At 60.9% G+C, this 21,746-nt stretch carries 17 protein-coding genes; 12 read left to right on the forward strand and 5 right to left on the reverse strand.

The genetic code is table 11. The annotated features are described in order from the left end of the window. Positions 1 to 3: 3 nt before the first annotated feature. The 4 genes from ACIQAL_RS08070 (at position 4) to ACIQAL_RS08085 (ending at position 6,156) form a co-directional block, all read left to right on the forward strand. Positions 4 to 1,008, forward strand: a complete 1,005-nt coding sequence (locus ACIQAL_RS08070; RefSeq protein ID WP_401144267.1) for an NADP-dependent oxidoreductase — start codon at positions 4 to 6, stop codon at positions 1,006 to 1,008. A gap of 141 nt (positions 1,009 to 1,149) precedes the next feature. Continuing rightward, complete coding sequence (locus ACIQAL_RS08075; protein WP_401144269.1) at positions 1,150 to 3,348, forward strand: TonB-dependent receptor; 2,199 nt, start codon at positions 1,150 to 1,152, stop codon at positions 3,346 to 3,348. An 817-nt stretch (positions 3,349 to 4,165) separates the two neighbouring features. Further along, the gene (gene pssA, locus ACIQAL_RS08080) at positions 4,166 to 5,509 is read left to right on the forward strand and encodes a CDP-diacylglycerol--serine O-phosphatidyltransferase (RefSeq protein ID WP_401144271.1); all 1,344 of its coding nucleotides are present in this window, start codon (positions 4,166 to 4,168) and stop codon (positions 5,507 to 5,509) included. Between the two features lie 5 nt (positions 5,510 to 5,514). Further along, complete coding sequence (locus ACIQAL_RS08085) at positions 5,515 to 6,156, forward strand: TetR family transcriptional regulator (protein ID WP_401144273.1); 642 nt, start codon at positions 5,515 to 5,517, stop codon at positions 6,154 to 6,156. 70 nt (positions 6,157 to 6,226) lie between these two features. On the opposite strand, the gene ACIQAL_RS08090 is transcribed toward ACIQAL_RS08085, so the two are convergent. From ACIQAL_RS08090 to ACIQAL_RS08105, 4 genes are all read right to left on the reverse strand, one after another. Beyond that, complete coding sequence (locus ACIQAL_RS08090; RefSeq protein WP_401144274.1) at positions 6,227 to 9,802, reverse strand: molybdopterin cofactor-binding domain-containing protein; 3,576 nt, start codon at positions 9,800 to 9,802, stop codon at positions 6,227 to 6,229. A gap of 14 nt (positions 9,803 to 9,816) precedes the next feature. Then, on the reverse strand, positions 9,817 to 10,305 hold the full coding sequence (locus ACIQAL_RS08095) for a (2Fe-2S)-binding protein (RefSeq protein WP_401144276.1): 489 nt from the start codon (positions 10,303 to 10,305) through the stop codon (positions 9,817 to 9,819). Positions 10,306 to 10,579: 274 nt separating this feature from the next. Then, the gene (locus tag ACIQAL_RS08100; protein ID WP_166594915.1) at positions 10,580 to 11,038 is read right to left on the reverse strand and encodes a MarR family winged helix-turn-helix transcriptional regulator; all 459 of its coding nucleotides are present in this window, start codon (positions 11,036 to 11,038) and stop codon (positions 10,580 to 10,582) included. Between the two features lie 227 nt (positions 11,039 to 11,265). After that, positions 11,266 to 12,315: a 2,5-dihydroxypyridine 5,6-dioxygenase gene (locus ACIQAL_RS08105; RefSeq protein ID WP_401144278.1), complete on the reverse strand. Its 1,050-nt coding sequence runs from the start codon at positions 12,313 to 12,315 to the stop codon at positions 11,266 to 11,268. 356 nt (positions 12,316 to 12,671) lie between these two features. Between ACIQAL_RS08105 and ACIQAL_RS08110 the strand changes: the two genes are divergently transcribed. The 5 genes from ACIQAL_RS08110 (at position 12,672) to ACIQAL_RS08130 (ending at position 18,286) form a co-directional block, all read left to right on the forward strand. Next, a complete protein-coding gene (locus ACIQAL_RS08110) occupies positions 12,672 to 13,820 on the forward strand; it encodes an FAD-dependent monooxygenase (RefSeq protein WP_166594913.1) in 1,149 nt (382 codons plus the stop codon). Continuing rightward, entirely contained in the window at positions 13,817 to 14,635 is an 819-nt protein-coding gene (locus tag ACIQAL_RS08115) for an alpha/beta fold hydrolase (RefSeq protein WP_401144281.1), read from the forward strand. The genes ACIQAL_RS08110 and ACIQAL_RS08115 overlap by 4 nt, the downstream gene beginning before the upstream one ends. A gap of 88 nt (positions 14,636 to 14,723) precedes the next feature. Further along, entirely contained in the window at positions 14,724 to 15,356 is a 633-nt protein-coding gene (locus tag ACIQAL_RS08120) for an N-carbamoylsarcosine amidohydrolase (RefSeq protein ID WP_401144282.1), read from the forward strand. Positions 15,357 to 15,773: 417 nt separating this feature from the next. Next, positions 15,774 to 17,087, forward strand: coding sequence for an MFS transporter (locus ACIQAL_RS08125; RefSeq protein WP_401144283.1), 1,314 nt, complete (start codon positions 15,774 to 15,776; stop codon positions 17,085 to 17,087). Positions 17,088 to 17,209: 122 nt separating this feature from the next. Then, positions 17,210 to 18,286, forward strand: a complete 1,077-nt coding sequence (locus ACIQAL_RS08130) for a nucleoside hydrolase (protein WP_401144285.1) — start codon at positions 17,210 to 17,212, stop codon at positions 18,284 to 18,286. A gap of 187 nt (positions 18,287 to 18,473) precedes the next feature. Here ACIQAL_RS08130 and ACIQAL_RS08135 read toward each other — a convergent pair whose 3' ends face one another. Beyond that, entirely contained in the window at positions 18,474 to 19,436 is a 963-nt protein-coding gene (locus ACIQAL_RS08135) for an aldo/keto reductase (RefSeq protein ID WP_401144286.1), read from the reverse strand. A 145-nt stretch (positions 19,437 to 19,581) separates the two neighbouring features. On the opposite strand from ACIQAL_RS08135, the gene ACIQAL_RS08140 reads away from it, so the two are divergent. From ACIQAL_RS08140 to ACIQAL_RS08150, 3 genes are all read left to right on the forward strand, one after another. Then, positions 19,582 to 19,917, forward strand: a complete 336-nt coding sequence (locus tag ACIQAL_RS08140; RefSeq protein WP_166594908.1) for a hypothetical protein — start codon at positions 19,582 to 19,584, stop codon at positions 19,915 to 19,917. Positions 19,918 to 20,240: 323 nt separating this feature from the next. Next, complete coding sequence (locus ACIQAL_RS08145; RefSeq protein ID WP_401144289.1) at positions 20,241 to 20,813, forward strand: TetR/AcrR family transcriptional regulator; 573 nt, start codon at positions 20,241 to 20,243, stop codon at positions 20,811 to 20,813. A 63-nt stretch (positions 20,814 to 20,876) separates the two neighbouring features. Beyond that, on the forward strand, positions 20,877 to 21,740 hold the full coding sequence (locus ACIQAL_RS08150; protein WP_401144291.1) for an SDR family NAD(P)-dependent oxidoreductase: 864 nt from the start codon (positions 20,877 to 20,879) through the stop codon (positions 21,738 to 21,740). The last annotated feature ends 6 nt before the right edge of the window (positions 21,741 to 21,746 follow it).

Consider the following 21,746-nt stretch of genomic DNA (forward strand, 5'->3'; position numbering starts at 1 on the left):
GCCATGACTGCCCTCTCCAACCGCCAATTCTTGCTGGCCCGTCGCCCTAAAGGCGCTGCGAGCCGAGACGACTTCACCTTTCAGACTGTGCCCGTGGCAGAAGTAGCGCCAGGCCAGGTGTTGGTGAAAAGCGAATACCTGTCACTCGACCCTGCCATGCGCGGCTGGATGAACGAGGGGAAATCGTATATCGCGCCGGTCGGCCTGGGCGACGTTATGCGCGCGCTCGGGGTCGGCAAAGTCGTCGATTCGCAAAACCCCAAGTTCGCAGTGGGCGATTACGTTCAAGGCGTGCTGGGGGTTCAGGATTATTTTGTCGGTGAGCCCAAAGGGTTTCATAAGGTCGATCCGAAGCTGCTGCCACTGCCGGTGTACCTGGCTGCGTTGGGCATGACCGGCATGTCCGCCTATTTCGCGTTGCTGGAGGTCGGTCAGCCAAAAGAAGGCGACACCGTGGTGATCTCGGGGGCCGCGGGTGCGGTGGGCAGCGTCGCCGGGCAGATCGCCAAAATCAAAGGCTGCCGTGTGATCGGCATTGCCGGGGGCAAAGATAAGTGTCAGATGCTGATCGACGAGTTCGGCTTTGACGGCGTCATCGACTACAAAAACGAAGACATTCAAGCGGCCCTGAAACGGGAATGCCCGAAAGGCGTGGACGTGTATTTCGACAACGTCGGCGGCGACATTCTCGACGCGGTGCTCACCCGCCTGGCCTTGAAGGCACGCGTGGTGATCTGTGGCGCGATCAGCCAGTACAACAATAAGGAAGCGGTCAAAGGGCCGGCCAACTACCTGTCGCTGCTGGTCAACCGCGCGCGGATGGAGGGTTTCGTGGTCATGGATCATGCGGAGCATTTCGCCAAAGCAGGCATGGAAATGGCCGGTTGGCTGGCCCAAGGCAAATTGAAGAGCAAAGAGCACATCGTCCAAGGGCTGGAGACCTTTCCTGAAACCCTGCAAATGCTGTTCAACGGTGAAAACCATGGGAAGTTGGTGCTGAAGGTCTAAGCGCCAATGTGAAAAAAATGTAAAAAAACCTGTCAGCAGTGATAACAATTCGCAACTACTTCCTGCTAGCATCTGCGCCGAAGAAACATTCGCATTGCCAGGGAGGCTTTTCGCAGACTAGACCTCTACAGGAAGCTTCCCATGGCCATCCGCCTCCCCTCTCGTCCGACGTTGCTCGCTTTGTGCTGCTCGGTCAGTGTCAGCGCCTACGCTGCTGATCAAGCCATCGAATTGGGCGCCACTGCCGTCGATGCTCAAGCCATCAAACAGACGCCAGGCGCTTTGCCCGAAGCATTCGCAGGGGGCCAGGTCGCCCGGGGCGGGCAAATGGGCGTGCTGGGCAATCAGGACAACATGAGCGTGCCGTTCACCATGACCAGCTACACCTCGAAACTGATCGAGGATCAGCAGGCTGAAAACGTCGGCGATGTGCTGCTCAATGACCCATCGGTGCGTCAATCGGCCGGTTTCGGCAACCAGTCGCAAGCATTCGTCATTCGTGGCTTGCCCTTAAACGGCGACGATATTTCCTACAACGGCCTGTATGGCGTCCTGCCTCGGCAAATTCTTTCCGTTGATGCCGTCGAGCGTGTCGAGGTCTTCAAAGGCCCCAATGCCTTCATCAATGGCGCCAGCCCAACCGGCTCGGGCCTGGGCGGCACCGTCAACTTGCAACCCAAACGCGCCGAAGACACGCCGACCCGCCGTTATACCCAGGACATCACCACCGATGGACGCATCGGCGAGCACTTGGACCTGGGGCAGCGCTTCGGCGAAGACAACCGCTTCGGTGCCCGCTTCAACCTGAGCCAGCGCGAAGGTGAAACAGCCGTCCATGATCAGGATCAACGCAGCAAACTGTTCGTCGGCGGCCTGGATTACCGGGGCGACGCCTTCCGTTTGTCCACCGATTTCGGCTATCAGAAAGAACGCGTCAACCACATGCGCAACTCGGTGCAGCTGGGTGCCGGGCTGACCAGCATCCCCCATGCGCCGAGTGCCGACCACAACTACGGTCAAGACTGGAGCTACACCGAAACCGAAGACACCTTCGGCATGATGCGCGGCGAGTGGGACTTGAACGACAGCTGGACGGCGTATCTGGCCGGTGGCGGCAAGCACACTCGGGAAACCGGTCTCTACGGGACACCGACCCTGACCAACGCCGCGACGGGGGCGGGCACCATCGGCGGGTCGATCATTCCGCACAACGAAGACAACGCCACGGTCATGGCGGGTCTGAACGGCAAGCTGCAAACCGGGCCGATCAGCCATCAGATCAGCATCGGCGCGTCGAGCATCTGGACCGAGCAGGAGAATGCCTACGAGTTTTTCCGCGCCCGGGCGACCAACATCTATAACACCCCGAACCTCAGCAAACCGACTGCCGTCTCGCTGACCGGCGGTGATCTGGGCGATCCGGGCGTCACCGGCAAGACCCGCAATCGCAGCCTAGCCGTGTCCGACACCTTCGGCCTGTTCGACGACACGCTGCTGCTGACCTACGGCGTGCGTCGCCAGCAATTGCGCGTCGAAAATTACACCTATGAAGGCACGACGTCTGGCGGTGTGCCGTACGGCAACAACGACGGCAGCCGCAGCGCACTGTATGACGATTCGATCACCACCCCGGTGTACGGCATCGTTTATAAACCGATCGAGAGCGTGTCCCTGTACGCCAACCGCATCGAGGGCCTTGCTCAGGGTCCGACCGCCAGTGGCACCGTGCTCAATGCCGGACAGTCCTTCCCGCCAGGCCGCACCAAGCAGTTGGAAGCGGGGATCAAGTTGGACATGGGGTCTTACGGCGCAAATCTGGCAGCGTTCCGCATCGAGAAACCGACCGATGGCTTTACTGACGCGGCGAGCAACCTGTTCGTGCGTGACGGCAAGCAAGTCAACCGCGGCATCGAGCTCAGCGTTTATGGCGAACCGATTGAAGGCCTGCGTCTGGTGGGCGGCGCGACGCGTCTGGAGTCCAAGCTGGAGGACACCCAAGGCGGCACCAACGACGGCAACCACGCGATCGGCGTGCCGACCTTCCTGATGAACGCCAGCGTCGATTGGGACGTGCCGGGCCTGCAAGGTGTGGCCTTGAACGCGCGGTTCCTGCGCACCGGCGGGCAGTACGCCGATCAGGCCAACAACCTCAGCCTGCCGAGCTGGAACCGGTTCGACGCAGGCGCGCGGTATGGCTTCAAGGTTGCCGAGAAGGACGTGACCTTGCGCGTGAACGTCGAAAACATCGCCAACAAGGACTACTGGGCCTCGGCCAATGGCGGCTACCTGACCCAGGGCGATCCGAGGCTGGTGAAATTCTCCGGGACGATTGATTTCTGATCCGATCCCACCTCCTCCCTGGCGGTCATGGCGGCAGATCTGTGGGAGCGAATTCATTCGCGAAAGATTTATCCGGCGACAGAAATACGTCGAATGCACCGGCCCCTCGCGAATGAATTCGCTCCCACAGTTGAACCTGCGCCAGGACCGAGGCTTCGCGGCGCGCTGACTTCTGTAGGAGCGAATTCATTCGCGAAAGATTTATCCGGCGACAGAGATACGTCGAATGCACCGGCCCCTCGCGAATGAATTCGCTCCCACAGTTGAACCTGCGCCAGGACCGAGGCTTCGCGGCGCACTGACTTCTGTAGGAGCGAATTCATTCGCGAAAGATTTGCCCGACGACAGAGATACGTCGAATGCACCGGCCCCATCGCGAATGAATTCGCTCCCACAGTTGGACCTGCGCAAGGACCGAGGCTTCGCGGCGCACTGACTTCTGTAGGAGCGAATTCATTCGCGAAAGATTTACCCGACGACAGAGATACGTCGAATGTACCGGCCCCTCGCGAATGAATTCGCTCCCACAATTGAACCTGCGCCAGGACCGAGGCTTCGCGGCGCACTGACTTCTGTAGGAGCGAATTCATTCGCGAAAGATTTATCCGGCGACAGAGATACGTCGAATGCACCGGCCCCATCGCGAATGAATTCGCTCCTACAGGTTCTGCGGCCGCCTCGTAATCCGTGGGACGCTCTTGCTCGCTCATTCCCTGATATTTCGCTGAACAAGTCGCTGATCCCGCTGCCAAAGCCACCACAAGGCGCACTCTGGTGTAAGCTCGTGCGCTGTTGATTTCGATCCATCGAGAGGCTTATGCGGGCTCCCTTCCGACGTTCTACCCTTGCGGCGCTGCGCGGTTTCGAATCGTCCAGCGCGGCGATCACCATTCTGCCGAGCGCTGCCGACTATCGCCGCACGCTCTTGGAGAAGATCGCGTCAGCGACGCGGCGCATCTACCTCGTGGCGTTGTACCTGCAACAGGACGAAGCCGGTCAGGAAATCCTCGACGCACTGTATGCCGCCAAGGCCGCCCGGCCGGAGTTGGACATCGTTGTTCTGGTGGACTGGTTCCGCGCCCAACGCGGGCTGATCGGCGCGGGAAAACAGGCAGGCAACTCGGCGTGGTATCAGGCGCAGAACCTCGAACACAAACAGGAAGTGCCGATATACGGCGTGCCCGTTCAGACCCGCGAGCTGTTTGGCGTCCTGCACCTCAAGGGCAGCATTGTCGACGACTGCGTGATCTACACCGGCGCCAGCATCAACAACGTCTACCTGCACAAACTCGCCAAATACCGGCTTGATCGCTATCAACTGCTGGAAAACAAAGACCTCGCCGACTCGTTCCAGCGTCTGGTGCAAAAGGACATCCTGCCGTCAGACGCCGTGCATCGGCTCGACCTGCCCTCCCCGCCGACCTCCCGCAGCATTCGTGGCGAGATTCGCCAGTTCCGCCAGCACCTCAAGCGCGCCAGTTACGACGTGAATGAGGGCATCCGCGAAAACGGCGAGTTCCGCATCATTCCCTTGCTGGGTATTGGCAACAAAAACCCGCTGAGCAAAGTGTTGTGCGACCTGATCGCTGCAACCCGCGACCAACTGACCCTGTGCACGCCGTATTTCAACATGCCGCTGGTGGTCAAACGCGAGATCAACCGGGCGCTGAAACGCGGCGTAAGGATCGACATCATCATCGGTGACAAGACCGCCAACGACTTCTTCATCCCCCCTCAAGAGCCGTTCAAGGTCATCTCGGCGCTGCCGTATCTGTACGAAATCAGCCTGCGCCGGTTCATGCAGAAGCATCAGACCGCCGTGGCCAAGCACCACCTGAACATTCACCTGTGGAAAGACGGGGACAACACCTTCCACCTCAAGGGTCTGTGGTCGGACGAGCGTTACACCGTGCTCACTGGCAACAACCTCAACCCGCGCGCTTTCCAGCTCGACCTGGAAAACGCGGTGTTGATTGACGACCCCAAAGGCACCTGGCTGAAACCCCGCGCCGAAGAAATCGACCTGCTGATGCGCAACACCCATCGCGTGGGCAAGTTCGATGAACTGGACACCCTCAGCGAATACCCGATGGGCGTGCGGACCTTTCTGCGCCGCGTCAGCCGGGTACGGGTCGAACGCCTGTTGTACCGGATTCTCTAAACGCCATGAGCAAGAACACCGGCGTCCGCGCGCAACAAGCCGAAGAAACCCGCGCGCGCATCCTCAAGGCGGCTATCACGGTTTTCACCCGCGATGGCTATTCGGGCGGCCGCATCGAAAAGATTTCCGCCGAGGCCGAATCCAACGACCGGATGATCTATTACTACTTCGGCAGCAAGGAAAAGCTGTTCGTCAAAGTGCTCGAACACACCTACGAGCGCTTCAATCAGGCCGAAAGCACCCTCAAGCTCGACCCCACGACGCCGATTGAAACCCTGCGCCAGCTCGTGGCGTTCGTGTGGGAGTACTACGTGACCCACCCGGAATTCGTCGCCATCCTCAGCATCGAAAACCTGCACAAAGGCAAGCACGCCAAGCAGTCCAGCGAGCTGCGCAGATTGTCGGGAGAAGCAGTGGGCGTGCTGCGGCCGATCATCGAAGCCGGCCAGCAACAGGGGCTGTTTCGCCATGACGTGGATTTGAAACACGTCTACCTGATGATCGCCTCGCTTTGCTACTTCTATAACTCCAACCTACACACCCTGACTTCGTTTCTCGGCCAAGACCTGGCGGGTCAGGGGGAACGGCGGGACTGGCTGGCGTTTATTCAGGATTTGGTGGTGCGGGGAGTAAGGGTGTTGGATTGAAGCGGCGCCTCGCTGCTGAGATCCTTCGCCGGTCACGCGCCCTCTGTGGGAGCCGACACCTGCCCAATGGTCAATGGCTTCCGGGATTGGCCTTGAGATACGCCACTTTCTCCTGCAATCCCGTCCACTGCGGTTCGTTCGGCGCGAATCGGCTGCGCAGATAGGCTGCGAGATCACTGATCTGCGTATCGCTCAAACTATCCTTGAACCCCGGCATGTACCCCAGATCCGGCGTCGCAGGGTTGGAAATCCCCTGCTGAATCACCTTGATCAAATTGTCCGGCAGCGCACTGTGGACGTTGGTGTTGCTTGCCAGCGAAGGACTGACACCAAACAACTTCGGCCCCAGACCATCGGCGTGGCAGCCCTGACACGACCCCTCGAATACCCGCTGACCATTGCTCAGCGCCAGGGCCGAAACGCTCGGCTGCGAAACCGGTGCAGGCGCCGAAACCGTAGCCGTCGATGCCTCAGCCGACCCGTTCAGCGACGCCAGGTACACCGCCATTGCCCGCACGTCGGTCTTCGGCAGTTTTGCCAGTTCCGAGACGACCGGCCCCATCGGTCCCGCCGCCACACCGTGGGCATCGGAATACCCGGTGCTCAGGTAATTGAACAATTGGTCTTCGGTCCACGGCGTCGGCGATTTCGACAGGCTGTTGAGGGCCGGCGCTTCCCAGCCATCGACCATGCCTCCCGCCAGAAACGACGCCCCGCCTTTCTCCGCGCCCATCACGTTGCGCGGTGAATGGCAGGCGGCGCAGTGCCCCAACCCGTTGACCAGATACTGTCCGCGATTCCATTGAGCATTCTGTTCGGGCTTTGCCTGCACCTCGCCCTTGCGCAGAAACAGCGCGTTCCAGCCCGCCATCAACGGCCGCATGTTGAACGGGAACTGCATTTCATTGGCTGGCTGGACCTGTTTGACCGGGGTTTGCGACATGAGGTACGCGTACAACGCCTGCATATCCGCATCGTCGATGTTTCGGAACGCCGTATAGGGAAATGCCGGGTACAGGTGCTTGCCATCGCGACTGATGCCGTCACGCATCGCCCGTTCGAACGCCGGATACGACCAGTTGCCGATGCCCGTTTCCGGATCGGGCGTGATGTTGCTGCTGTATAAAGTGCCGAACGGGGTTTGCATCGCCAGGCCGCCCGCGTTTTTCACGCCACCGGGGGCCGTGTGACAGACCGCACAATCCCCCGCTGACGCCAGCAAACGACCTCGCTCCAGCGTCGCCGCGGACCAGGTGCCCGCACTGGGTGGAGCAATGGGCGCGATCTCGGCCCGCCAGGGTAACGCGGTTGCCGCGACACCCAACACAGCCCCGAACGCGGCAAACAACGAGCCGAACAGCCATTTCGAGCGTTTGGCTTTCGGCGACTCCGGCGGATGGCTGTTGGCGTCGTCGCCTGCGGTTTTCAACGCCGCCAGTACGCGCTCGGCGGTGATCGGCAGCTCACGGAAACGAATGCCGGTGGCGTCGTAGATGGCATTGGCGATGGCTGCCGCGCTCGGCACGGAGGCCGACTCCCCGGCGCCCATGGGTGGCTCGGCCTGGCGCGGCATCATCATCACGTCGACCTTGGGCACCTCCGGGAAGGTCAGGATTGGATAACCACCCCACTCCTTGCTGGCGATGGTCGATTCTTCGAAGGTCACCCGCTCCTTGAGCACGCGGCTGGTGGACTGAATCACGTTGCCGTGAATCTGATGCTGCACCCCCGCCGGGTTGACCATCATCCCGGCGTCATGGCCGATGACCACCCGGGTCACCGAGACATCGCCGGTGTGCTTGTCCACTGCCACGTCCGCGACCCACGCCGCCCACGCTGCGCCAAAGCCGGGAAACTTGCTGTGGATGTACCGGGCGTAGGCGAACCCGCGCCCGCGCAGCACGCCGTCTTCTTCGGGTGTTTGCATGGGTTGGGTGCGCGGCGACCAGTCGGCGCGAGCGGCCGTGGCCTTGACCAGCTCCGAGGCCCGGTCGTCGTGCAGATAGCGCAGGCGATACTCCACGGGATCGACGCCCGCCGCGAACGCCAGTTCGTCGATGTAGGATTCGTGAGCGAAGGTGTTGGGCAGCGCCGACACCCCGCGCATCCACGACGCCCGAACGATGGGCGCCATGTCGTTGATGGTCACGCGCATGTGCTCGATGTCGTAGGGCGGGATCGAGGTGCGGTCGCCCATTTCGAACATCACCGGCACCGGCTCCACACGCCCGGTCAGCAGCAGCGCGAGGGTCGGCGAATTGTTGGACGGGTAGCTGGTGGTGAAGTCGTACCCGGCAATCTCGCCCTCGGGCGTGAGGCCGCCGTCCACTTCCATCAACTGTGCCGTGCCTTTGGGCTCCCACGCGTGTTCCTGCTCGCGGGTGAGCTGCACGCGCACCGGCAGGCCGACCGCTTTCGACAGCAAGACCGCGTCGGCGCACACGTCATCGGCGCAGTTGCGGCCATAACAGCCTGCCGCCTCCATGCGAATGATCTCGATGTTTTCTTCCGGGTATTCCAGCAGCCAGGCGATGTCGGCGCGCAGCATGTGCGGGTTTTGCGTGCCCGACCAGATCCGGATGACCTCGTCGTGGTAGTCCGCTAGCCCACAAGAGGGTCCGATGGAGCCATGAATCTGGTAGGGCCACAGATAGGTGCGGGTCATCCGCTCGTTGGCATTGCTCAGCGCTTCATCGACGTTGCCCTTGTCCAGCACCACTCGCTGCACCTTGGGGTTGTCGCGAATCGCCTGTTCGATATCGCTCATGTCAGGCAATTGATGCTGCCAGGGCTTCCAACTGACCTTCAATTCCTTGGCGGCTTTTGCGGCCTGTTCTTCGCGCATCGCCACAATGCCGACGAAATCCCCGATCACCACGACTCGCACGATGCCGGGGATATGGGCGATGGACGACTCGTCCACGCCCAACAGACTGGTGCCGACGAACTCACCGATGTCGTAACCCGCATATGGCGGGCGAACGACGCGGCCGTGAAGCATGTCCGGCAGACGCATGTCGTGGACGTAGGTCAATTCCCCGGTGGCCTTGCCCGGAATGTCCACGCGTGGTGCGACCGTGCCCACCAGCTTGTAGTCTTCGAGGCGCTTCAGCGGCGCGTTGCCGGAAATGCGCAGCTCGATGTGCTGATCGATCAGCAATTCTCCGAAACGGATGCGGCGGCCGTCCGGGGCTTTGATGATGCCGTGCTCGATGACCAGCGTTTCGGCCTCGACACCCCAGCCTTTGGCGGCAGCATTCAAGAGATAACGGCGAGCCTCGGCGGCGGCGTTGCGCAGCGGGATCGCGGAGATTTGCAGGGTGGCGCTGGCGATGGTCGCGCCCTGGTTGGGCGCCCGCTCGGTGTCGCCGAGGATCATGGTCACCTGATCCATGCGCAGGTCGAGTTCTTCGGCGACGATTTGCGCCAGGGACGTACGGATGCCGGTGCCGAGGTCGACGTGGCCATTGAAGGCGTAAACCGTGTCGTTCTGATCGATGGCGATGAACAGCCCCAACTCCTTGGGCTTGAGCGCTGGTATGCCGCCTTTCGCGACCAGGCCGGGCGGCGGCTGGATGTCATCGACGACCAACAGGACGCCATTTTGGGCCAACAAGGAATCGCGAGTGGGCGTGGTCTGGGTCATGGGGTTCGATCCGTTCAAAGCGGGTGACGGGCGGCCCGCATGACCGCGCGAAGAATTTCAATGTGGGTGCCGCAGCGGCAGAGGTTGGCCGACAGTTCGTTGCGAACCTGCGCTTCGGTCGGGTGCGGATTGCGGTCGAGCAAGGCTTTGGCGGTCATGATCATGCCGTTCATGCAGTAGCCGCACTGCGCGGCCTGCTCGTCGATGAACGCCTGCTGCACCGGATGCGGGCACTCGCGGGAGCCAATGCCTTCCAGGGTGGTGATGTCCCGCCCCTCAGCCCCGGCGAGCGGGAACACGCAGGAACGCGCTGCAACGCCGTCGACGATTACCGTGCATGCGCCGCATTCCCCCAGACCGCAGCCGTATTTCGGGCCGTTGAGGTGCAGGTCATTGCGCAGGATCAATAACAGCGGGGTGTCCGCCATCGCCGTGACGGATGTCACCTGACCGTTGACCTGAAAGGTCACGGTCTTCTCTCCCGCCACTTGCGGCTCGCTCATCTCGCCTTCCCTATCTGTTACCGAGTGTCTCGGCCTTTTGGTGAAGTAGTTACTTCATGAACAGAGAGCAGGAAGCGTGCCAGTGAGGAAACGGACGTAAGACGGCGGAGTTTGTCGTGCAGGAATGGAGATCAGACTGTAGGAGCGAATTCAATCGGGGCGGCATCCCAACGAAGGGTCAGTACACCCGATAGAGATATACCGCTTGGCAAACTTTTCGCGAATAAATTCGCTCCCACAGGGGAGATAGGCGCAGGGAGGTTTGAACGCGGGTTTATTCGTCCGGCTCATCAATGAGCTTGCGCAGCAAGAACAAAACGGCCACGCGCTCGGCGGGGTTGAGTTTGCCGAGGGTGATTTCGCTGATCTGCGCCGCGCGGGGAACGGTTTCCTGCACCAACTGGAGGCCGCTGTCGGTGAGGCTGCAGATGACTTTGCGGCGGTCCTGCGGGTCTGGATCGAGGCTGATGAGGTCGCGGGCCTTGAGCCGGTCGACGATGCCGCGAATGGTCGCTTGATCCACCGCCGTGGCTTTAACCAGCTCGGTCTGCGAACTGGGGCCGTGGTCCCGGAGTGCACAGAGGGTGACGAACTGCACCGCCGTCAGCTGCGAGTCGCCGACGTTCTGCTGAAATATCGCCAGATGCCGCTGGTAGGCCTTGCGCAGCAAATGGCCGACCTGCTCGGAAAAGGTGTAGGACTGATCGTTGTTGGAGGGGTTGTCAGTGGACACGGATGACTCGTTCGGCGGGCTATTGAGAATGGTGGGTACATTAACGGTTGCGGCTGTTTAAGGGGAGTCTCATGAGCCACCCGGCTCGAAACTGTGGGAGCGAATGTATTCGCGATACGGTGGGTCAAGCGACGGAGATGCGCCTAATGTACTGGCCAATCGTCGGAATGCCGCCAGAATGAATTCGCTCCCACAGGGTTCGGTGACCGGATCTTAAACGGTATATGTCAGGCCTTCGAGGCCTCCGGCGCCACCACATCCCCACCCAGCACCACGGCCAGATCATCCAGATAAATGTCGCAATGGCGCAGCGGAATATCCAAGTGACACGGCGTCTTGCGCTTGCCGCCCACTTCAGTATTCGGGCCAGTGGAAAACAGGAAGTTGCCGTAGAACGCCCGCGCGTCCATGCACATGCCGTCGTTCTTGTCGTGCAGCCCCATGGCCGTCCACTGCGCGCGCGGCTGCAAACCCCAGCCGATGTGGGAAATGCCATACACCTCGGGGTCGTTGAAATACTTCATGTAATCACGCAGGTATTCGGCCTCGAATCCGCCGTGAATCCGGGTGATAAAGCCTTTCTCGATCTCCAGGGTGATCTGCTCGCGGGAGTAGGTCTTGAACGGCAGCACGATGTCGCCCACGTCGATGACCAATGTGCCTTCGGCGGTTTCTTCGTTCGGCCACGAGAACAGAAAGCCGCTCGGCCAGTGGTCCCAACGCCCCGGCTCATCGGCAAATCCGTACTCGGTGACTGAAGGGTATTGCCCCAGTTGCGCCCGGAAATCGCTGCCTGCGCGGGATTTCACATGGATCGACCGCGCGCCTTTCAGCACCTGCTCAGCCGCCAGCACCCGCTCCTTGTCAGCCAGCGTTGGCAGCATGCGCGCCAGCACTTCCGGTGGCTCTACCGCCAGCAGAATCCGTGTGCCGGTCTTGAGAATCTGCTCCTGCTCTGGCGAGTGCAGCAGCAGCATCGTGTCGACGATCAGGTCCGCCGCCTCCAGCGCCCGTTGCGCGGCGATATTGCCGGTCAGCGCCGTGTCGCCGCAGTACGCGGTCATGTCGTTGCCCATGGCCTTGGGGTGATTGAACGACGGCAGTTCCACCGCGTACACCTTGGCGCCCAGGCGCTGTGCGGCATCCATCGCAGCCCGCACCGTGCGCTGATCGGAGTAGTGACTCTTGAGCACCGCAACGCTCTGAGTGGCGTCGACTTTCGACAGTTTCAGCACGTGTTCAAACATCTGGGTCAATTCGCAATCGCTAACCGGCATCTCTCGTCTCCTCGGCATTCGGCTGGGTGTGCCCACGCGGCCCGCATGCACCATTGAAAGGCATCACGCTTCAGACTAGTGCATTTTTTAAAGCGTACACACTAATTAAAAGCGATAAGACATCAAATGAGTGCACTCTGCAATAGACACGCCACATCGTTACCCATGTACACAAACCCCGTAATTGTTGGGTTACAAACAGTGACATGCCTGTTTGCGACGTCGCATGAGATTTTTTGAAATAGCTATTCACATTTCAAAATTTGAGCGTATACACTTTAAAAACGCAACACGGCGACAACCATCAATCGCCTGTCACTCATCCAGGATTCACGAAACACGAAGGAAAGCGCGCCATGCCTATTACGCAAAAAATCGCCATCGTCGGAGCCGGTCTGGGTGGGGCAGCCGCCGCCACTCTGCTGCAACAAGCAGGCTTTCACGTCGATGTTTATGAGCAAGCGCCGGAGTTTTCCCGCATTGGTGCGGGGATTCATATGGGCCCGAATATCATGAAGATTTTCCGCCGCATGGGCATCGAGCAGCCGCTGAGCGACATGGGTTCGCACCCGGATTTCTGGTTCAGCCGGGATGGCGCCACCGGCGACTACCTGTCGCGCATCGCACTGGGTGAATTCTCACGCAAGGAATATGGCGCGGCCTACATCACCGTGCACCGTGGTGACTTGCACGCGTTGCAGATGTCGACCCTGGCGCCGGGCAGCGTGCATTTCAGCAAATGCCTGACCACCCTTGAAGAGCGCGACAACGGCGTGCGCCTGAACTTCGCCGACGGCACCCATGCCGATGCCGACATCGTGATTGGCGCCGACGGCATCAACTCGAAAATCCGCGAAGAATTGCTGGGCCATGAAAAACCGCTGTACAGCGGCTGGGTCGCTCACCGCGCGTTGATCCGCAGCGACGTGTTGACCAAATACAACCTGGACTTCGAGAACTGCGTGAAATGGTGGAGCGAGGACCGTCACATGATGGTCTATCACACCACCGGCAAACGCGATGAATACTACTACGTCACCGGCGTGCCGCACCCTGCGTGGGAATTTGACGGCAACTTCGTCGACAGCAGCCAGGCCGAAATGTACGAAGCCTTCGCTGGCTATCACCCCACCGTGCAGGCGCTGATCGAGTCCACCGAGAGCGTCACCAAGTGGCCGCTGCTCAATCGCAACCCGCTGCCGCTGTGGAGTCGTGGACGCCTGGTGTTGCTGGGCGATGCCTGCCATCCGATGAAGCCGCACATGGCCCAAGGCGCGGGCATGGCGATTGAAGACGCCGCGATGCTGACCCGTTGCCTGCAAGAAACCGGCGTCAGCGACTACCGCACCGCCTTCGAACTCTACGAAGCCAACCGCAAGGAACGCGCCTCTCGCGTACAGGCCGTGTCCAACGCCAACACCTGGCTGCGCACTCAAGAAGACCCGGCCTGGGTCTACGGTTACGACCTCTATGGTCAGGAACTGAAATCGGGGGTGATCGCGTGAGCACGTTCATTCACGGCGGCAACGTCCAGGCCAACGGCATTCGTCAGCATTACCTGCGCTACGGCGGCACCAAACACGCGGGCAAACCCGCGCTGATCCTGATTCCGGGCATCACCAGTCCGGCAATCACGTGGGGCTTCGTCGCGGAACGCTTCGGTCAGGCGTTCGACACCTACGTGCTGGACGCCCGCGGTCGCGGTTTGTCGTCCACCGGTCCCGACCTGGATTACAGCGTCGACACCTGCGCCGACGACATCAGCGCCTTTGCCGCCGCGATGGGCATCGACAGTTATCACCTGGTGGGGCATTCGATGGGCGCGCGTTTCATTGCGCGGACGTCGGTGCGCAACCCGAAAGGCCTGAAAAGCCTGGTGCTGATCGACCCGCCGGTGTCAGGTCCGGGGCGTCGCGAATACCCGTCGAAACTGCCGTGGTACGTCGATTCGATCCGCCAGTCGCAACTCGGCATGACCGCCGACGATATGCGCGCCTTCTGCGCGACCTGGACCGACGAGCAATTGCAGCTCCGTGCGGAATGGCTGCACACCTGCTACGAACCGGCCATCGTCCGCGCCTTCAACGATTTCCATGACGAGGACTTCCATCAGGATCTGCCGAACCTGCCGGTCCCTGCCCTGCTCATTGTCGCCACACGTGGCGGCGTGATTCAGGCAGAAGACGAAGCCGAAATCCGACAGCTGCAACCGACGATTCAGATCGCCCGGGTGGAAGATGCCGGGCATATGATTCCGTGGGATAACCTGCCGGGTTTCTTTGCGGCGTTTGGGGATTTTCTGGGTGCGCCACTGAGCTAACGCAGAACTCAAATGGTGGGAGCCAGCCGCAGTACGCAGGCTCTCACAAAAACGCCATCAGGCGTCAAATCGGGTCAAGGAGAGCGGGATGAGCAACCACCAAAGCGCCGACGCCAACTACCAAGGCGTCTGGGGCAATCGCATCGGCTTCGGGAAGAAACCGGCCTTGCTGATGATCGACTTCATGCAGGGCTACACCCAACCCGGCGCACCGCTGTTTGCGCCCGGCGTGGTCAGCGCCGTGGCCGAGAGCGTCGAACTGCTGGCCAGTGCCCGGCAGCATGGCATCCCGGTGGTGCACACCAACATCCGCTACCACCCGACGCATTTCGCCGACGGCGGCATGTGGGTGAAAAAAGCGCCGGTGATGAAAGACATGGTCGAGGGCAACCCCCTCGCGGCGTTCTGCGAAGAAGTATTGCCGTTGCCCGAGGAAGTGGTGATCAGCAAGCAATACGCCAGTTCGTTTTTCGGCACCTCGCTGGCATCGATGCTGCACGCCCAGGGCATCGACACCGTGGTGCTGGCCGGCTGCTCCACCAGCGGCTGCATCCGCGCGACCGCCGTGGACGCCGTGCAGCACGGGTTCAGGACCATCGTCGTGCGCGAATGCGTCGGTGACCGCCATCCCGATCCCCATGAAGCAAACCTGTTCGACATCGACAGCAAGTACGGCGATGTGGTCAGCAAGCAAGAGGCCATCAGCCACTTCAACAAATGACGTCAGGCTCGGCCCAAACCTGTGGGAGCGAATTCATTCGCGAAAAGGGTTCAGACCCAGGAGATGTGTCGGTCACACCACCGTCTCGCGAATGAATTCGCTCCCACAGGGGTCAGGCGATCGACAGATTGATCGCAGTACGCAACACCGGCCGAAACGGATGTCCGGTCGCAGAACCAGGCCACAGAGCGCTGGTCGCGTAACCCGAATACGCATTAACTGGCCAGGCTTCGTCGTCCACGACGCAGGCTTGACCAGTCTTCTGACACTGCCTTTGGAAGTCGCCATTCCGGTGCTTGCCAAAGCATTTGATGTGCGGCAAACAAAAACCACAACAAGCCGTATGAGAACGCAGCGAACGCAGGCAAGATCTGCCCCAGCCGCGCTCACCGGTCGAAGAACCGCCAGGAGACACCCATGCCCTCTGCGAATGTAGAAACCGCCGCGACAGACGCTGCGGACCCGATCAAAGCGCTGTACCACAAGATCACCTGGAAGCTCATTCCGTTCCTGTGTTTCTGCTACCTGGCTGCCTACCTGGACCGCATCAACATCGGCTTCGCCAAATTGCAGATGCTCGACCAACTGCACTTCAGCGAAACGGCGTTCGGCCTCGGCGCCGGGCTGTTTTTCGTCGGCTATATCCTCTTTGAAGTGCCAAGCAATCTGGTGCTGGAGAAAGTCGGGGCGAAGATCTGGATCGCCCGGATCATGATCACCTGGGGCGCGCTGTCGGTGTGCACCCTGTTCGTCAGCACACCGATGCAGTTCTACGTCCTGCGTTTCTTCCTCGGTGCCGCCGAAGCGGGCTTTTTGCCAGGGGTACTGTTCTACCTGACCACGTGGTTCCCGACCTACCGTCGCGGCCGCATCATCGCGCTGTTCATGATCGGCCTGCCGCTGTCCAGCGTCATCGGCGGGCCGCTGTCGGGCTGGATCATGGGGCATTTCGATCAGTCCGCCGGGCTGCGCGGCTGGCAGTGGCTGTTCCTGATCGAAGGCATCCCGAGCATGTTGCTCGGCGTGCTGACCTTCTGGGCCTTGCCGAACGCGCCGAAAGACGCCAAATGGCTGAACACCGCTGAGCAGGCATTGCTCGAAGGCGAACTGCGTCTGGACGATGCCGAGGGCAAGGAGAGCAAGCACAGCTTCCGTGACGGCTTCTTCAACCTGAAAGTGTGGATGCTGGGCGGCATCGACTTCTCGATCCTGCTCAGTGCCTACGCCATGGGTTTCTGGATGCCGACCTTCATCAAGAACGCCGGGGTCACGGACACCTTCCACATCGGCGTGTTGACGGCCCTGCCCAGCGTTGCGGCCCTGATCGGCATGCTGATGATCGGCGCCAGTTCCGACCGCCGTCGTGAGCGTCGCTGGCACATCATCGTGCCCTTCTGGATCGGCGCCGTGGCCATGGCGGCCAGCCCGTTCTTCACCCATAACGTGATCGCGACGGTGGTGCTGTTCGCCATTGCCTCGGCGGCGATCATCGGCGCGGTGCCGGTGTTCTTCAGCCTGCCCGCGACCTTCCTCAAAGGCCGCGCTGCCGCGACCGGCTTTGCGCTGGCCTGCTCGCTGGCGAACATCGCGGGACTGGTGAGCAACTCGATGATGGGCATCGCCATCGACGTCACCGGCAGCAGCGCGGGGGCGTTGTGGTTCTTTGCCGGGTGCCTGATTCTCAGCAGCCTGCTGGTGGTGGCATTGCCGGCGAAGTTGGTGAATCGCTAGACGCAATCTTGCTTCTGGCCGGAGGCCGTGGGAGCGCCACCCCGGCACTCCCACGCCCTTCGGGCAGAATCAAAAGCAGATTTCGGCGTTTATCCAATAACAACCACGGAACGAACCCACCCATGCAGGCATTCCTCAAACGCTGCGCCCTGGCCCTCACCCTGGGCCTGTCCGCTACCTCGCTGTCGGCAGCGGAAAAGATCATCTTCGACACCGATTTCAACGTCCTCAACGATGACGGTCAGGCGTTCATCATGCTGGCGCAGTTGCACGCGCAGAAGCGCATCGACCTGCTGGGCATGACGCTGGTCAGCGGCAACGCCTGGGTCGATCAGGAACAGGTCGATGCCCTCAAGGCCGTCGAGCGCATGGGGGTGGAAAAGGAGATCGGCGTGTACTCAGGCGCGGCCTACCCGCTGCTTCACGACTTCGCCACCTATGAACAGGAAAAAGCCCTGTTCGGCGCGGGCTGGCCGGGGGCGTTCAAACACCCTCGCCCGACCTCGGCCTCAGAATTGATCGCGCCGCCGGACGGTCTGGCGACCCACACAAAACTGCGCGACGAGTCCGCGGCCCAGTTCATCGTCGACAGCGTGAAGAAAAACCCTCACGAAGTGACGATTCTCGCCGTCGGCCCGCTGACGAACATTGCGTTGGCGATTCGCAGCGCACCCGAGATCGTGCCGCTGATCAAACGCATCGTGTACATGGGCGGCGCCTTCGAAATCCCTGGCAACACGACGCCAGCGGCGGAGTTCAATTGGTGGTTCGACCCGGAGGCCGCGAAGATCGTCCTGCGCTCGCCCATTGAACACGTGATCTTCCCGAATGACGTGTGCGAAAAGGTCACCTTCAATGCGTCGGTGTACCAGCGCATCGTCAGCAAAGGCGGCGTGATCCCGGACCTGTACAAAACCGTGCTCGGCCCTGAGTTCACCAAGGACCCGAACTACCACAGCTTCACGTGGGACAGCCTGCCCGCCCTGTATCTGGTGCACCCGGAACTGGTGACCGAATCGAAAGATGAGTGGATCGACATCGACACCCATTTCGGCCCCGACTACGGCCGCTCGTTGGGCTACAAAAAAGGAGCGCCTGCGGGGACGCGAAAGGCCAAGGTGGTGTACGCCGTGGACCAGCCAAAGTTCTGGGATGAATACGTGAACCTGGTGACATTGCCTGCGCCAGTGAAGCATTAAGGCACTCACTGTCGTCGTAACCCCCAAAAGCCCACACCAAGTGAGACGTCGATCACAGACCTGTGGGAGACGCCGGAGGTTACGACGGCAGCGAAGGCGTTTTTCAAGTGCAGCATCTGTTTGTGAACCGACGCTTTCGCCCAGTGCGCCCTACCCTGTCGTAACCGCCTGAAGCTCAGAGGATTTTTCACCCCACCAGCGCAATCAGCTGCTGCCGCTGCGCATCGGTCAACAACGGCCCCATCGCCGCGCCCGCGTTGTCCTTCATGTACTTGGGATTGCCCGTCCCCGGAATGGCGCAGGTGACCGCGGGGTGGGAGATCAGAAACTTCAGCGCCAGTTGCGCCCAACTGGTCGCCTGCACTTCCCCCGCCCAGCCGGGCAGTGGCTTGTCTTTCAGACGCCCGAGCAACCCACCCCCGCCAAACGGTCGATTGCAGATGACCGCCACCCCACGCTCGCGACACAAGGGCAACAGCCGCGCCTCCACCGCCCGGTCGTCCAGCGCGTAATTGATCTGCAGAAAATCCAGCTGCTCAGCCTTGAGCACTGCTTCCACCTCGTCATAGGCCGACGAGGTGTAGTGGGTGATGCCGATGTAGCGAATGCGGCCCTGCTCTTTCCACGCACGCAAGGTCGGCAGGTGGGTTTTCCAGTCCAGCAGGTTGTGGATTTGCATCAGGTCGATACGGTCGGTCTGCAACAGGCGAAAGGAATCTTCCATCTGCGCGATGCCCTCCCGCTTCCCGCGGGTCCACACCTTGGTGGCGAGAAACGCCGGGGAACGCGGCTGATGAATCGACAGCAGTTCGCCCGTGGTTTGCTCGGCCCGGCCGTACATGGGGGAACTGTCGATCACCGTGCCCCCGGCCATGAACAGCTCATCAAGGACGTGGGGCAGTGCCTTGTATTCATCGCTCCCTGGCGCAACGTCGAAGCCGCGATACGTGCCGACACCGATCATCGGCAGGGCTTCGCCGCTGGAAGGAATGTTTCGGGTGAGCATCTTGCGACCTCCTTGAGTGCCAGGCGTTGTCGCCTGTGAGGATGAAGCGGCGCCAGCGGCGGCCGAGTCGAACACCAGCGCCGCTGAAACCCCTGCCGCGAGGGCCAGCAAGCGCCTGCGGGTGAACAGCGTTGAATGATTCATGGCCAGCCCCTCGATCGGACATTGATTGATCGACCGGCAAGGTCGGCGTCGGTTCAATGGCCATTTCGTCTGGCGGGACAGGTTCGGGGGAACGCACCCCGTCCGTTGCGCGTCACACAATAAGCACTGACCCTGGAGCCCCGACATGAAGACAGTGATCACTCTGCAAGAACTCGTTGAAGCAGACCTGCGGCCCTACAAGGAAGTCTGGCTGACATCAGCGCAGGCGCTGGCGGAAAGCGGGCATAAAGAAGATGAACTATGCCTCTGGCGTTCCGAACTGGCCTTCACCCACGACATGATGAGCGAAGGCTGCCACGACCAGAACATGCACGGTGTCTGGCTGGTGGTCGATGACATCGACAATCCCGAAGAAGTGCTTGAGGTCGAAAACGACGTGCGCCAGCGGCTGCAGGATCTGGGGCTTCAAGGCGAGTTCTACCCGGCGGAAGTGGGCGATGGGCATGCGTTTGCGCGGTGAACGCTGCGCCGACAGAGCGATCGCGGCTGACACCTATACTCCTGCCGAAACACGGTTTTCCTGTAGGAGCGAATTTATTTTGGGCGGCATCCCGACGAAACGTCGATACACGCGACACATCTCTATCGTCTGAACCGATTCGCGAATGAATTCGCTCCTACAGAGGGTCTGCGCTTGCCTCCAGTCTGCCGAAGCGCGCCTCCACAGTGAGGTGTGCAGTCGGCACAACCGCCACCATCCGTCAGGGCAGTCAGATGCCGCTTGCAGAGAAACATATCTGCACGTATAAATGAGCACCTACTCACTCATTACATGATGTTTCCATGGCCCGCCCGAAAAGCCAAGACAAGCGCAACGCCCTGATCGATTCTGCCCTGCGGGTGTTCGCCGAGCAGGGACTGGGGGCGCCGACGTCAAAAATCGCCAAAAGCGCGGGGGTAGCCGAGGGGACGCTGTTCAATTATTTCGAGACCAAGGACGACCTGCTCAACCAGGTTTACCTCGAACTCAAGGCCCAGTTGCGTGACGCGATGATCCCCGGTTATCCCAAGGACAAAGACGTCAAATCCCGCCTGCACCACGCTTGGCATACCTACGTTGGCTGGGGCGCGGCAAACGCTGAAAAACGCAAGGCCATGGCGTTGCTGATGATGTCTGATCGCATCACCGACACCACCCGCGTCGCTGGCAGCGAGGCCTTCAACGACATCAGCGCCCTGCTCCACGAAGGCTCGTCGTGCAATGCCTTTCGCGACCAACCTCCGGCTTTCGCCGCCGCGATCATGCGCTCGCTGGCCGACACCACCATGGATTTCATGAGCAATGAGCCCGGGCACGCCGAGCGTTACTGCGAAGCAGGTTTTGTGGCGTTCTGGAATGCAATTGCAAGGGACTGATTTTTTTCGCTAATAAATGAGTGATTACTTACTCACACCCCTACTTGCTACAGGAGAAACACCATGTCCAATGTCTGGCTGATCACCGGCGCCGCCAGCGGCCTGGGTCGCAACATCGCCGAGGCCGTTCTGGCTTCGGGAGACCGGCTGCTCGCCGCCGCGCGCAATATTCAACGCCTCGACGATCTGGTGGAACGCTACGGCGCCCAGATCCTGCCCTTCGAACTGGACGTGACCGATGCCGTCGCGGCCAAGGCCGCCGTACAGAAGGCAGTGGAAACGTTCGGGCGACTGGACGTGCTGGTCAACAATGCCGGTTTCGGCCACATGCTGCCCTTCGAACAAACCGAAGAAGCCGCCTTCCGCACCGAATTCGAGACCAACTTCTTCGGCGTGGTGAACCTCTGCCGCGCTGCGGTCCCGGTGATGCGTGAACAAGGCGCGGGACGCATCATTCAAATCTCGTCGGTGGGCGGCCGTCTGGCGACACCGGGCATGACCGCCTACCAATCCGCAAAATGGGCCGTTGGCGGTTTCTCCGACGTTCTGGCCACCGAAGTCAAACCGCTGGGGATTCACGTCACCACGCTGGAGCCGGGCGGCATGCGCACCAACTGGGCGGTGCGTGCACGAGGTCACGACACGCCAGTGATGCCCGCCTACGAGGCCAGCGTCGGCATGATGTTCGGCGTGCTGCGCAAAATCGCGGGCAACGAAAACGCCGATCCGGACCGCGTCGCACAGGTCGTGCTCAAGGTCGCTGCTTATCCACAACCGCCGCTTCGACTGTTGCTGGGCAGCGACGCGCTCAAATACCTGACGCCCGTTGAAGCCGATCGTGCCGAAACCGCTGAGCGCTGGAAATTCATCAGCACCTCGGTGGACGTCGACGCCAGCGGTCCCGTGCCGCCGTTGCCACAACACTAAGGGCAC

Source organism: Pseudomonas sp. NPDC088368 (genome assembly GCF_044753445.1).
In the GTDB taxonomy this organism is placed as follows: Bacteria; Pseudomonadota; Gammaproteobacteria; order Pseudomonadales; family Pseudomonadaceae; genus Aquipseudomonas; species Aquipseudomonas bambusae.

Coding starts and splice junctions, on each gene's coding strand:
- ACIQAL_RS08110 (WP_166594913.1), top strand. CDS start 12,672: ATGCCTATTACGCAAAAAATCGCCATCGTCGGAGCCGGTCTGGGTGGG.
- ACIQAL_RS08095 (WP_401144276.1), bottom strand. CDS start 10,305: ATGAGCGAGCCGCAAGTGGCGGGAGAGAAGACCGTGACCTTTCAGGTC.
- ACIQAL_RS08070 (WP_401144267.1), top strand. CDS start 4: ATGACTGCCCTCTCCAACCGCCAATTCTTGCTGGCCCGTCGCCCTAAA.
- ACIQAL_RS08105 (WP_401144278.1), bottom strand. CDS start 12,315: ATGCCGGTTAGCGATTGCGAATTGACCCAGATGTTTGAACACGTGCTG.
- ACIQAL_RS08135 (WP_401144286.1), bottom strand. CDS start 19,436: ATGAATCATTCAACGCTGTTCACCCGCAGGCGCTTGCTGGCCCTCGCG.
- ACIQAL_RS08085 (WP_401144273.1), top strand. CDS start 5,515: ATGAGCAAGAACACCGGCGTCCGCGCGCAACAAGCCGAAGAAACCCGC.
- ACIQAL_RS08120 (WP_401144282.1), top strand. CDS start 14,724: ATGAGCAACCACCAAAGCGCCGACGCCAACTACCAAGGCGTCTGGGGC.
- ACIQAL_RS08125 (WP_401144283.1), top strand. CDS start 15,774: ATGCCCTCTGCGAATGTAGAAACCGCCGCGACAGACGCTGCGGACCCG.
- ACIQAL_RS08145 (WP_401144289.1), top strand. CDS start 20,241: ATGGCCCGCCCGAAAAGCCAAGACAAGCGCAACGCCCTGATCGATTCT.
- ACIQAL_RS08090 (WP_401144274.1), bottom strand. CDS start 9,802: ATGACCCAGACCACGCCCACTCGCGATTCCTTGTTGGCCCAAAATGGC.
- ACIQAL_RS08140 (WP_166594908.1), top strand. CDS start 19,582: ATGAAGACAGTGATCACTCTGCAAGAACTCGTTGAAGCAGACCTGCGG.
- ACIQAL_RS08075 (WP_401144269.1), top strand. CDS start 1,150: ATGGCCATCCGCCTCCCCTCTCGTCCGACGTTGCTCGCTTTGTGCTGC.
- ACIQAL_RS08130 (WP_401144285.1), top strand. CDS start 17,210: ATGCAGGCATTCCTCAAACGCTGCGCCCTGGCCCTCACCCTGGGCCTG.
- pssA (WP_401144271.1), top strand. CDS start 4,166: ATGCGGGCTCCCTTCCGACGTTCTACCCTTGCGGCGCTGCGCGGTTTC.
- ACIQAL_RS08150 (WP_401144291.1), top strand. CDS start 20,877: ATGTCCAATGTCTGGCTGATCACCGGCGCCGCCAGCGGCCTGGGTCGC.